Source organism: Siansivirga zeaxanthinifaciens CC-SAMT-1 (genome assembly GCF_000941055.1).
Lineage (GTDB): Bacteria > Bacteroidota > Bacteroidia > Flavobacteriales > Flavobacteriaceae > Siansivirga > Siansivirga zeaxanthinifaciens.
Map to the genome: position 1 here is coordinate 2,655,424 of NZ_CP007202.1, position 13,004 is coordinate 2,668,427.

The following is a 13,004-nucleotide window of genomic DNA, read 5'->3' on the forward strand; positions in this document are numbered from 1 at the left end:
TTAAACTTGAAATAAATGAAGCTCCTTAAATACTTTTATCAAATTATTAACACGCCTCTATTTAGGGGTGGTCTATTTTTACGAAAAATAAATTAATGAATAAAAAACTACCTCTCTACCTACTTTTTTTGTTATTTATAACTTCAAATATTACTCTTGCAATCAACGAGAAAAATATAACAATTACTGGCAAAGTTATAGATGCAGATACCAATACGCCATTAGAATACGCTACCATATCATTTTATAGTATTAAAGAAAAGAAAATTGTAGATGGTGTAATAACCAACATAGATGGTGAATTTTCAATTAAAATTAAAGATGATATTTACAATATAAGTGTTGAATACATTGGCTACAAACCTTATAAAATTTCAAACAAAAAAATCGTTTCAGATATTAATTTAGGGACCATAAAATTAAATTTAGATTTAGAGGCTTTAGGTGAAGTTGAAATTATTGCCGAACGCACCTCTGTTGAAGTCAAATTAGATAAAAAAATATATAATGTTGGTAAAGATTTAACCGTAAGAGGTGGAACGGTTAGTGATGTTTTAGATAATGTCCCTTCTGTATCTGTTGATGGTGAAGGTAATGTGGCACTTCGAGGTAACGACAATGTAAGAATATTAATTAATGGAAAACCCTCTGGATTGGTTGGTGTTAATTCAACCGATGCTTTACGCCAATTACCTGCCGATGCCATTGAACGCGTTGAAGTGATTACCTCACCTTCTGCACGTTACGAATCTGAAGGAACTGCGGGTATTTTAAATATCATTCTACGACGCAGTAAACTTCAAGGATTAAATGGTGCTATTACAGCAAATGTTGGACACCCAGATGCCGCTGGAATTTCTGGAAATATTAATTTTAGAACAGGTAATGTAAATATATTTAACACACTGGCCTACCGTTATAACGAATCTATAGGAAATTGGTACACCTATACTACTTATAAAAGCACTGGAAACATCTTAGACGAAAAAAGAGATACACAAAATATTCGAAAAGGCATAACTAATAATTTTGGTATTGAATGGTATATTACAGATTCGGCTTCTATTACCACGTCTTTGGTTTATAACGATGGGAATAATAATGAAAACTCTATTAATAATTTATTACAATACGACGCCGATTTAAATTTAATTGGACAGAGTTTGAGATTAGACCCAATGTTGAATGATGCCAAAACCATGCAGTACGCTTTTAATTTTACTAAAGATTTTCAAACCAGCGGTCATAAATTAACTTTCGATTTTCAGTACGAAGATAATAATAATGATAATTTTTCTCTTATAAACGTAAACGGTTTAAACACCGATATTTTAACCGAATTAGTAGACGAATCTATTATACTATTACGTTCAGATTATGTTTTACCTTTAGGTGATAACGGTCAGTTTGAAATGGGGTATCGAGGTGATTTTAACACCCAAATTACCGATTATCAAGTAGAACTTTTAAATAGAAATTCTGGTGCGTTTGAAATAGACAGAAATCTTTCGAATGTTTTTAATTTTAAAAATTACATAAACGCATTTTATGTTCAATATGGTAGCAAAATAAATAAATTCAGTTATTTATTAGGCTTAAGAATGGAAAACACCCAAACAACCTTAGACCAACCAACTAGTGGCGATTTTGAAATTAAAAAATACACCGGTTTTTTTCCTACAGTAAATTTTAGCTATGCGTTTAGCGAAAAAGAAAACATAACTTTAGGTTATAACAGACGTTTAAGCCGGCCATGGTCTTTCTTTTTAAATCCCTTTCCTTCTAGAAGTAGTTTAACAAATATCTTTCAAGGAAATCCTGCTTTACTTCCTACTTACGCAGGTAAAATTGACTTAGGGTATTTAAACCGATTTGGAAAGTTTACTCTTAGCACTTCTATTTATTTTCAACATGCAACCGATGTTATAAATTTTGTTAGTAATGATACAGGAAATACTGTTGAAATTGACGGACAAGATGTTCCTGTAATTGAACGTGGACCTGCAAATATTGCCACAGAAGATCGCTACGGATTTGAGTTTAACGTGATATATAATCCAACAAAAAATTGGCGTATAAACACCGATTTTAATTTATTTAATATTAAAGTAAATGGGTTTTATTTAAACGATGATTTCTATTCTAATAATACCAGTTGGACCTTACGTTTAAATAACAAATACACCTTACCTGGCAATGTAGATTGGCAAACAAATTTAAATTACAGAGGGCCAAGTATGGATGCTCAAAATAAAAGAGATGCTATGTTTTCTGCTGATGTAGCATTTAGTAAAGATATTTTTAAAGACAAAGCTTCTATTGCTTTTAATGTCACTGATTTATTTAATAGCAGAGTAATGACAGGAATTGTTGAGACTGAAGAATTTATAACAGATAGAGAAATACGTTTTAGAGGCGTAAGAACTTTTAACTTATCTTTTACATACAGATTTAACCAACAAAAGAAACGCGAAATAGATCGCGGAAATTATGGTAATGGAGGCGATATTCAAATGTAAAAATTAACAAAAGGAAGCTCAAGAGCTTCCTTTTTTTTATTTATCTATAACCTTATCTACTAGTTTTAAAATGGCTTCAAATTGTTTGTCTCGAGTCATGTTAGAATTATCAAAATTAATGGCATCTGGCGCTTTTAATAATGGAGACTCTGCCCTATTTGTGTCCATATAATCACGTTCTTCCACGTTTCTTAATACATCTTCGTAACGCACATCATCACCTCTATCAATCAATTCTTTATAACGTCTTTTAGCTCTGGTTTCAGCTGAAGCTGACATGAATAATTTCAATTCGGCATCGGGAAAAACAACGGTTCCAATATCTCTGCCATCCATTACAACACCTTTATCTTTACCCATTTTTTGTTGTTGCTTTACTAATTGACTGCGCACCTCAGGTAAAGTAGCCACCTTACTAACAAACCCGGAAACCTCAAGAGTTCTAATTTGTTTTTCAACATTTTCACCATTTAAATAAACTTCAGCAAAACCTAAATCACTATTAAATTTAAAACTGATTTCTATACTTTGAAGATTAGAAATTAATGCCTCTTTATTAAACTGATGCTCGTCAATAAATCCATGAATCATGGCATAATAAGTAACAGCTCTGTACATAGCCCCAGAATCTACATAAATATATCCTAAATGCTTAGCCAATTGTTTCGCAACCGTACTTTTTCCTGTGGAAGAATACCCATCTATGGCTATGGTTATTTTGTTATTATTCATGTTTTATTGTAAATCTATCTGCAAACCAAAAAAATTAGAATTGGCTGCACTGGTGTATTTTGCATGCGTATAACTAAAACGCATTTTATTCATTTTAATAGAAATTCCTGCCGATAATCCTGAAAAGTTTCGTTGGTCTAAAATTCTTAAATCTTCGGCACGTCTAAAGTTATAACCTAACCGAATATTAAATCCGCCATCAGGAAAAATTTCGGCTCCAAAAATACTGTGACGCATCACCTGACCCAAAAATCCAATTTTTTCTTCGGTTTGATTGCCACTTAAATCGCTTGTTTGTCTCGCCGGGTTTGGTCTAGAAATAGGCCATTCTTGTAGATTTTCTAGGGTAATATGCCATCTAATGGGCACATTTTCTAAACGTTGAGACATGCCGAAATCGACCTCGAAAGGCAATTTTTCTTGAAGCCCAGCATAGGTAGTTATTTGTGTTCCTAGATTTCTAATTACCAATGCCGCATTAAAATCTAGATACTCGTTTATATAAATTATTCCGAAGTCTATGGCTGCTCCAAAAGAGTTATACTGTTCTAATTTTGATGTAATAAGCTTCAGGTTAGCACCCGCATAAAAATCGGAATACCCTATTTGAGTGGCATAACCGAAAGAAATCGCCGATTCGTTTCCAGAAAAAGTTCCTGTTGCATTTCCTGCTTCATCATAACCATCAAAAGAACCATAATTTACATAAGTTATCCCAGCATGAAATGTTTGCGTGCGCCTGTCTACGGTATAAGCATAAGCAGCTGTACCATAACCAATTCCTCCTAAATAAGAAACGTAATTTAATGCCAATTGATTATCCATTTCTGGATTTATTGTAGCAGGATTAAATAATCCCTGAGTAACATCGTAATCTACATTGGTTAAAACCTTGCCTCCTAATGCGGCTTGTCGTGGGGAAGATACTAAATTCAAAAATTGATAGGTAGACTCACCACCAAGCTGTGCGTTGGTGATAAAACTTAGTAACAAACAAAAAAAGGCGGTTATTTTTTTTAGCATATTTACGATACAAAGGAAATAAAAAATTTATTCTAAGCAACCATATTATCTAATCAGTTTAACTCAATAGTTTATATAATTTTTTTATTTCAGATCCCGAAACAAGTTCGGGATGACAATTTTAATAGAAACCTTGAAGTTCCTTCAAGGAATGTTTCTTCAAGTAAATCTATCTTAAAACGATAGTATCTAATTTTTATTTTAAATAAAAAAAATAGGTTGTCTAAAAAACTTTTGAAACGCTATCGGGAGTTTACTAGCCTTTTTAAAAATGGCTTTTAATCGATAACGTCTTTAATTTAATTTTAAGACAACCTATTCTTATTTATTATAATGTTTTTGCGTTACTTACTTTCTGATTTGTAATCGCAAGATCAATAACATCACTCATATCTGTAACATAATGAAATGTTAAGCCTTTTAAATATTCGGGTTTAATTTCTTCGATATCGCGTCTGTTATCTTCACACAATAATATTTCGGTTATTCTGGCACGTTTAGCTGCTAAAATCTTTTCTTTAATTCCGCCAACAGGAAGTGCTTTTCCACGAAGCGTAATTTCACCTGTCATTGCTAAATTTTTCTTTACTTTTTTCTGAGTAAATAATGATACTAAAGATGTTAACATGGTTACACCTGCACTAGGTCCGTCTTTTGGTGTAGCACCTTCTGGCACGTGAATATGTACATTATATTTATCGAAAACTTCTGCATCAATACCAAAAGTATCGGCATTTGCCTTAATATATTCCATGGCTATTGTGGCAGATTCTTTCATGACTTTACCCAAATTACCCGTAATTGAAAGTAAGCCTTTACCTTTAGACAAAATGGATTCTATAAACAAAATATCACCACCTACGCTGGTCCAGGCTAATCCTGTAACCACACCCGCAACGTTATTATTTTCATATTTGTCGCGCTCTAATTTTGGACCACCTAAAACCGTAACAATATCTTCATTACTAATTTTAATGTTATAGTCCTCTTCCATAGCAATATTTTTTGCTGCATAACGCACCATTTTTGCTATTTGTTTTTCTAAACCACGCACTCCAGACTCTCTGGTATAACCTTCAACAATTTTCTCTAACTGAGCTTTGCCAATTTTAAGGTCTTTGTCTGTTAAACCGTGTTCTTTCAATTGTTTTGGTAACAAGTGTCTTCTAGCAATTTCTACCTTTTCTTCAATAGTATAACCCGTAACATTTATAATTTCCATACGGTCCAATAAGGCCGGTTGTATGGTAGATAAACTATTGGATGTTGCTATAAACATAACTTTAGAAAGGTCGTAACCCATCTCTAAAAAGTTATCGTAAAACTCGTTGTTTTGTTCAGGATCTAAAACTTCTAACATAGCAGAAGATGGATCGCCTTGGTGGGAATTCGATAACTTATCGATTTCATCTAATACAAAAACCGGATTGGAAGTTCCTGCCTTTTTTAGACTCTGAATAATTCTACCAGGCATCGCCCCAATGTAAGTTTTTCTATGTCCACGAATTTCTGCTTCATCGCGTAAACCACCCAATGAAATACGCACATATTCTCTACCCAAAGATTCTGCAATAGACTTACCTAAAGAGGTTTTACCAACTCCAGGAGGCCCGTAAAGACATAAAATGGGAGATTTCATATCGTTACGCAGCTTTAAAACCGCTAGATATTCTATAATTCGACGTTTTACATCTTCTAAACCAAAATGATCGCGATCTAGAATTTTCATGGCACGTTTTAAGTCGAATTTATCTTTACTATATTCGTCCCAAGGTAAATCTAAAAACAGCTCTAAATAATTGCGTTGTATAGAATATTCGGCAACTTGAGGATTCATGCGTTGCATTTTAGCAAGCTCTTTATCGAAATGGTCGGCTACCTTATCGCTCCAGTTTTTTTCCAGAGAACGCGCACGCATTTCTTCAATTTCTTCATCATGACTTACGCCACCCAATTCTTCTTGAATGGTTTTCATCTGTTGATGCAAGAAATATTCGCGTTGTTGCTGACTCATATCCATCTGCACCTTAGACTGAATATCGTTTTTTAATTCTAACTTTTGAAATTCAATATTCATGAATTTTAAAGTTGCTAAAGCACGTTTTTTTAAATCGTCTATTTCTAAAAGTGATTGTTTTTCGGCTACAGTAAGATTCATGTTAGACGACACAAAATTCACTAAAAACGAGTTGCTTTCGATATTTTTTATAGCAAATGAAGCTTCGCTTGGAATGTTTGGACTTTGTTTAATAATATTTAAAGCCAAATCTTTAATAGACTCTATAATCGCTGCAAATTCCTTGTTTTTATCGGAAGGTTTCGATTCAGGGATGTCTCTAATCGTAGCATTCATATAAGGTTCTTCGGTAAGAACTTCGGCTACTTTAAATCGTTTTTTTCCTTGAATAATTACAGTAACATTGCCGTCTGGCATTTTTAAAACACGTAAAATTCGAGCTACGGTGCCTATTTCATGTATTTCTTTAGCTGTTGGATTTTCTATCTCTTCATTCTTTTGCGCAACAACACCTATCACTTTACTTCCTGCATTAGCATCGTTAATTAATTTGATAGATTTATCACGACCCGCTGTAATTGGAATAACAACGCCTGGAAACAATACGGTATTTCTTAAAGAAAGAATAGGTAGTGTTTCTGGTAATTTTTCGCTATTAATTTCTTCTTCATCTTCTGGTGTCATTAACGGGATTAATTCTGAATTTTCATCAAAATCCTGAAATGACAAACTGTCAAGACTTAATAAATTAGACTTTTTCATAGATATTTTTGAGCCAATCTGTCATTAAAACAGATCGAACTATTTTTTAATTAATGTAATAAAAACAACAAACAGCTTTGTATCAATGGCTTGCAAAGGTGAACCGATTGCTATTATTTATATAAATTCAATACTTATGCCACACTTAATATGAGCCATATTATTTTGGCTTTCGGGTTACATCTTCCCCGATTTTTTTAAAATAAATAAGATTATAATGGGCAATGCCAACAAGCCAATCATTAACAAATTAGTACGAAACAACCAAGGCATTAAAATTAAAGTAATGGCATAACCACCAATGGCACCTCCAAAATGGGCGTCGTGACCAATATTACCTATACGATTTTTCATTCCATAAATAGAATATAGCAAATAACCAATACCAAAAATATAAGCAGGTATAGGAATGGGAATAAAAAACATCATTAAACTCATATCGGGTTGTAACAAAATAGCGGCGTACAAAATACCTGTAACTGCCCCACTCGCACCAACGGCACTATAATGATATTCGTTTTTATGAAAATAATAAGATAACAAATTACCAAACAACAAGCTAACTAGATAAATAATTAAAAATTTTGTTGTACCAACATACGAAATTACCGTACCAGCAAAAAAGTAAAGCGTTAGCATATTAAATAACAAATGCGACATATCTACATGCAAAAAACCAGCACTAAAAAGTCTAATTTTTTCTCCACGTTGAATACCGCCTATATGAAATTTATACTTTTCAAAAAAACCATCATGGGTAAAACCTTTATTAGAAATAATAATGTTAGCTATAATTATGATGATGGTTACTAAATTTAAATTGCCCATGTTGTAAAAAATTTAATTTCAAATTAGCCTATATTTGCTTTTACAAATCTAAAATTAATTCATGCAATTTATAGCATATATTATTGTTTATCCCATATTGTGGATAATATCTATACTCCCTTTTCGTGTACTCTATATAGTTTCAGATGGTTTGTACTTATTACTTTATTATGTAATTGGATATCGTAAAAAAGTAGTAACCAACAATTTAAAATTGGTTTTTCCTAACAAAGAAGATTCAGAAATAAAATTAATTAAGAAAAAATTCTACAAGCATTTATGCGATATGTTTTTAGAAATGGCAAAAACCATGTCTATTTCTAAATCTGAATTAAAAAAACGATTTAAAATTAAAAATCCCGAAGAATTAAAGCGCATTGAAAGTTTAAACAAAAGTGTTATTTTAATGTTTGGACATTACGCCAGTTGGGAATGGACTATTGAGGTACAAAACCATATTAACTTTAGTGGCTACGGTGTTTACAAACAACTGGCAAACCCTTATTTTGATAGCTTAGTAAAAAACATACGCTCTAAATTTAATACGAAATTAATAAGCACTAAAGAAACCATTAGCACCATTACAGAAAATGAAGCTTTAGGAAAAAAAAGTATGACAGCCTTTTTAAGCGACCAGTCTCCCAGACTCTCACGAGACGTTTATTGGGGCAGCTTTATGGGCATTACAATACCTTGTTTTACAGGTGCCGAACGTTTGGCTAAAAAGTTAGATTTAAGCACCGTTTATTTAAAAATTAACAAAGTTAAACGTGGTTTTTATGAAGCTGAAGTAATAACTCTAGCCGAAGACAGCAGAAAATATAAAGATTACGAACTAACCGATATGTTTTTAAAAGAAGTTGAAAAACAAATTTATGAAGCACCCGAATTTTATTTCTGGACACATAAACGTTGGAAACACATGGGCAAACAGGTTAAGTAATAAAAAAAGCGCATTTTATTATGCGCTTTTTTTTTATTATATGTTTTTAGTTTTAAGATTTAGCAATAGCATCAATTTCTGCTATAAACTTGTCTGCTAAGGTATCGGCTTCAGACTGAGATTTTGCCTCGGTATATATCCTTATAATAGGCTCTGTATTACTTTTTCTTAAGTGCACCCAACTTTCAGGAAAATCAATTTTAACACCATCAATGGTTGTTAATTGTTCGTTTTGGTAATGTTTTTCGATGGTTTCTAAAATACCATCAACATCTAAATCGGGAGTTAATTCAATTTTCTTTTTACTCATAAAATAGTTAGGATACGTTTTTCTTAACTCACTAACCTTCATATCTTTTTCTGCAAGTAAACTTAAAAATAAAGCAACACCAACAAGGGCATCTCTTCCGTAATGCGATTCAGGGTAAATAATACCGCCATTCCCTTCGCCTCCAATAACGACTTTATTCTTTTTCATTAAACTCACTACGTTTACTTCTCCAACGGCACTGGCTTCGTAAGTTCCGCCGTATTTTTCTGTAACATCTCTAAGGGCTCTTGTAGAGCTCATGTTACTTACTGTATTGCCAGGTTTTTTACTTAAAACATAGTCGGCGCAAGCAACAAGGGTATATTCTTCACCAAACATCTCTCCGTTTTCATCCATAAAAGCCAGACGATCTACATCGGGATCGACTACAATCCCAAAATCGGCACGTTCTTCAACAACGCGTTTAGAAAGTTCAGACAAATGTTCTCTAAGGGGCTCTGGATTATGCGGAAATTCGCCAGTAGGCTCGCAATACAGTTTTATAACATCGACGCCCAGGCGTTCTAAAAGTAACGGAATGGCAATACCACCTGTAGAGTTTACACCATCTACAACCACTTTAAATCGTGCCTCTTCTATCGGTTTTACAGTTACTAATGGTAAATCTAAAACTTCAATAATATGTAAATCTATGTAAGCTTTATTTTTGGTTATTTTACCCAAACTATCTACATCTGCAAATAAAATGGCGCCTTGCTCTGCAATGTCTAAAATTTTTGCTCCTTCAACTCCATCAAGAAATTCGCCTTTGGCATTTAATAATTTTAAAGCATTCCATTGTTTAGGATTATGGCTCGCTGTTAAAATAATACCACCATCGGCTTGCTCCATAGGCACTGCCAATTCTACGGTTGGTGTAGTAGATAAGCCTAAATCTACCACATCGATGCCTAAACCAATAAGCGTATTCATTACTAAATTTTGAATCATCGCACCCGAGATTCTGGCATCTCTTCCAACAACCACTTTGTAATGTTGTTTATCGCGTTGTTGCTTAATCCAAACACCATAAGCCGATGCAAATTTAACAGCATCAATTGGAGTTAAATTATCACCCACTTGTCCGCCAATGGTTCCTCTTATTCCAGAAATTGATTTTATTAATGTCATTGTTTTAGTTTAATTTGAAAAACAAATATACAATTACAAATTCGTTTTTGTTAAAATGCTTTTTGTATTTTTCCCCAATGAATTACTTAGCTCACATATATCTATCTGGTAACAACGACATGATTACTATTGGTAATTTTATTGCCGATGGTATCAAAGGAAAATCCTATAAAAAATTAAATGTCGACTTACAAATAGGTGTTTTACTGCATAGAAATATTGATACATTTACCGATGCGCACCCAACTGTAAGAAAGAGCACGAAACGTTTACACGAAAAATACGGACACTATTCTGGTATTATTGTAGATATTTTATACGATCATTTTCTAGCAAAAAACTGGACCAAATACTGCGAAATTCCTTTAAAAGATTATGTAGAATCTTTTTATGATTCTTTAGAAACCAACTACGATATACTCCCGCCTAGAATTCAAAAAATGATGCCTTATATGATTACCGATAACTGGCTTTTAAGTTACGCATCGATAGATGGAATTTCAAGAGTTTTAGATGGTATGAATAGGCGAACCAAAGAACGTTCGGGCATGGATGAAGCTGTTAGTGAATTAGAAACTTTTTATGCTGAATTTGAAGAAGAATTCACTTCTTTTTTTGATGAACTTATCGTTTTTTCAAAACTGAAATTAGAAGAATATTCAGCAACTTTTAAATAGATTTTTTTTAAAAGCATCCTTTAATCGAAAACTGCTTGAATACTGTCGAATATTTTAATAAATAATTTCACAACACATTATATATTAATATATTAGACTCGTCCTATTTCTATTTCCTAAAAATAATTTACATGAATTTTAAAAAAATAACAAAAATTGTTGCTGGTGTAATTATCTTCTTTACCCTTCCTAGTTTACTGCTTTTTGGTTTTGTTTATTTTAAATACCACGAAGATTTACCTCAAGGAAACATGGGGCCAGAAGCTGATGCCTTAGCACAAACTATCTTAGAAACGTTAGATTATGATGCCTTTAAAAAAACGACTACGATTGAATGGACTTTTAAAAAAAGACACCATTACGAATGGAATAAAAAAGCCAATACTTGCAACGTTTATTGGAAAGATTATAAAGTCACCCTCGATTTAAAAGATAATTCTAAAAGTAAAGCTTTTGTACACAGTTTTAAGGTTGATGGCGATTTGGCCAATGATTTAATAAAAAAAGCTATTAAATATTACAATAATGATTCGTTTTGGCTTACAGCGCCTTATAAAGTTTTCGATAAAGGCACCCAAAGAAAATTAGTAAAACTAGACAATAATGAAAAAGCTTTACTAATTACCTATACTTCTGGTGGTTCAACTCCTGGCGATTCCTATTTATGGCATTTAGATGAAAAAGGAAAACCCACAAGTTTTCAAATGTGGGTTGATATTCTACCTATTGGAGGTTTAGAAGCTACCTGGAACCATTGGACTACAACCGATACGGGTGTAAATTTGCCAACGTTTCATAAATTTTTAGTCTTCGGAATTGAAATTACCGATATAAAAACTGCTATGTAATTTATTTAGATTTCTGTCCAATAAAATGATGGCTTTTAGATTTGAATAAAATATTGAAACTGGTTAAACTACCATAAATTCTGGTAATATACTGTTGCAAATCTATTTTACCTTGTTCGTCTAAATCGCTGGCATTAATGCGTTGTTCCATAACACGTAAGCGATCTCTAACCATGGTTATTTTATGAAAAAAAGTATCAATTGGCAATTCGTAAGCCTTTAAACTTGGATCTGCTGGCTCTAAAATAAGTTTTCCGCCTTTGTATTTATCGGCAATAGGCACAACTTCCGAAACATCACTCCATCGTTTTAAAATTTGAACCAAGCTGCTTTCAACTTCCGAGAAACTAACGGTATCAACCTCGTCTGTGGTGGCTTCAATAACTTCAAATGTGCTATCTAAATCAATTGTTTCCAATCCACTATCAATAAAAGTGACCCAATAGTGTTGCGAAGTAACATTAGTTACAACACCTTTTCCGTAGTCGCTATGATTAATTCGAGAACCTATTCCTAATAATTTCATAATGTATTAATTTCTATAGTTTAAAAATATCTTAAGGTTTTAGCTTATTTAATTACGATTCTAAAGTAAATAAAATGGCTAATTTAACTAGAATAAAGTTTTTTATTTTTTTTTAAACGACCCACATCCAAGCAACCAATTAAAACGTATAATTAAATTATCATTCTTACGTTATTAAGAATCAACGCGTTTAAAATTATGAAAGGATTTATAAAACAATCTGGATTAGTGCTGGTTTTACTTGTTATCTATGGTTTTACTATTTCAAAAAAACCAAATACCATAACTTCAAAATACAATCTCGAGTCGCCTTTAATTTTTAAAGACACTACCGAAACCGATTCTATTTCAATAACATACACACCATATAAAGAAAACGTTCATGCCTCGTATTACCACGATAAGTTTAATGGCCGAAGAACTGCCAGTGGCGAAAAATTTGATAACAACAATTTCACGGCAGCCCATAAATTTTTAAAATTTGGCACCAAATTGAAAATAACCAATACGGTGAATGACTCGTCTGTTGTAGTAACCGTAAACGATCGCGGACCTTTTGTTAAGGGCAGAGAAATCGATTTATCCAAAAAAGCTTTTATGCAAATTGCTAAAAATAAATTGAAAGGGCATCTCCTTGTAAACATCGAAATTTTAGAAGAAACCGCTATCGATTCTACTAAAAATTAAA

11 protein-coding genes are annotated in these 13,004 nt (G+C 32.7%); 5 read left to right on the forward strand and 6 right to left on the reverse strand.

The window, feature by feature from the left end; genetic code table 11:
• Positions 1–95: 95 nt before the first annotated feature.
• Entirely contained in the window at positions 96–2,519 is a 2,424-nt protein-coding gene (locus tag AW14_RS11950) for an outer membrane beta-barrel protein (protein ID WP_044639026.1), read from the forward strand.
• A gap of 36 nt (positions 2,520–2,555) precedes the next feature.
• On the opposite strand, the gene cmk is transcribed toward AW14_RS11950, so the two are convergent.
• The 4 genes from cmk to AW14_RS11970 form a co-directional block, all read right to left on the reverse strand.
• A complete protein-coding gene (gene cmk / locus AW14_RS11955; protein WP_044639027.1) occupies positions 2,556–3,251 on the reverse strand; it encodes a (d)CMP kinase in 696 nt (231 codons plus the stop codon).
• Positions 3,252–3,254: 3 nt separating this feature from the next.
• Positions 3,255–4,274, reverse strand: coding sequence for a type IX secretion system protein PorQ (gene porQ / locus AW14_RS11960; RefSeq protein WP_044639028.1), 1,020 nt, complete (start codon positions 4,272–4,274; stop codon positions 3,255–3,257).
• A 328-nt stretch (positions 4,275–4,602) separates the two neighbouring features.
• Positions 4,603–7,053 carry an endopeptidase La gene (lon, locus tag AW14_RS11965; protein WP_044639029.1) on the reverse strand — a complete coding sequence of 817 codons (2,451 nt, stop codon included), beginning with the start codon at positions 7,051–7,053 and terminating at the stop codon, positions 4,603–4,605.
• Between the two features lie 177 nt (positions 7,054–7,230).
• Positions 7,231–7,881: a rhomboid family intramembrane serine protease gene (locus AW14_RS11970; RefSeq protein WP_044639030.1), complete on the reverse strand. Its 651-nt coding sequence runs from the start codon at positions 7,879–7,881 to the stop codon at positions 7,231–7,233.
• 61 nt (positions 7,882–7,942) lie between these two features.
• Between AW14_RS11970 and AW14_RS11975 the strand changes: the two genes are divergently transcribed.
• Positions 7,943–8,824 (forward strand): lysophospholipid acyltransferase family protein, encoded by an 882-nt coding sequence (locus AW14_RS11975; protein WP_044639031.1) that lies wholly within the window; start codon positions 7,943–7,945, stop codon positions 8,822–8,824.
• Positions 8,825–8,876: 52 nt separating this feature from the next.
• On the opposite strand, the gene glmM is transcribed toward AW14_RS11975, so the two are convergent.
• Positions 8,877–10,265, reverse strand: coding sequence for a phosphoglucosamine mutase (glmM, locus tag AW14_RS11980; RefSeq protein WP_044639032.1), 1,389 nt, complete (start codon positions 10,263–10,265; stop codon positions 8,877–8,879).
• Positions 10,266–10,342: 77 nt separating this feature from the next.
• Between glmM and AW14_RS11985 the strand changes: the two genes are divergently transcribed.
• The gene (locus AW14_RS11985) at positions 10,343–10,942 is read left to right on the forward strand and encodes an acyl carrier protein phosphodiesterase (protein WP_044639033.1); all 600 of its coding nucleotides are present in this window, start codon (positions 10,343–10,345) and stop codon (positions 10,940–10,942) included.
• 131 nt (positions 10,943–11,073) lie between these two features.
• Complete coding sequence (locus AW14_RS11990) at positions 11,074–11,790, forward strand: hypothetical protein (RefSeq protein ID WP_044639034.1); 717 nt, start codon at positions 11,074–11,076, stop codon at positions 11,788–11,790.
• Position 11,791: 1 nt separating this feature from the next.
• Here AW14_RS11990 and AW14_RS11995 read toward each other — a convergent pair whose 3' ends face one another.
• Complete coding sequence (locus AW14_RS11995; RefSeq protein WP_044639035.1) at positions 11,792–12,316, reverse strand: hypothetical protein; 525 nt, start codon at positions 12,314–12,316, stop codon at positions 11,792–11,794.
• A gap of 198 nt (positions 12,317–12,514) precedes the next feature.
• Here AW14_RS11995 and AW14_RS12000 point away from each other — a divergent pair, with 198 nt between their 5' ends.
• A complete protein-coding gene (locus AW14_RS12000) occupies positions 12,515–13,003 on the forward strand; it encodes a septal ring lytic transglycosylase RlpA family protein (protein ID WP_044639036.1) in 489 nt (162 codons plus the stop codon).
• Position 13,004 lies beyond the last annotated feature (1 nt).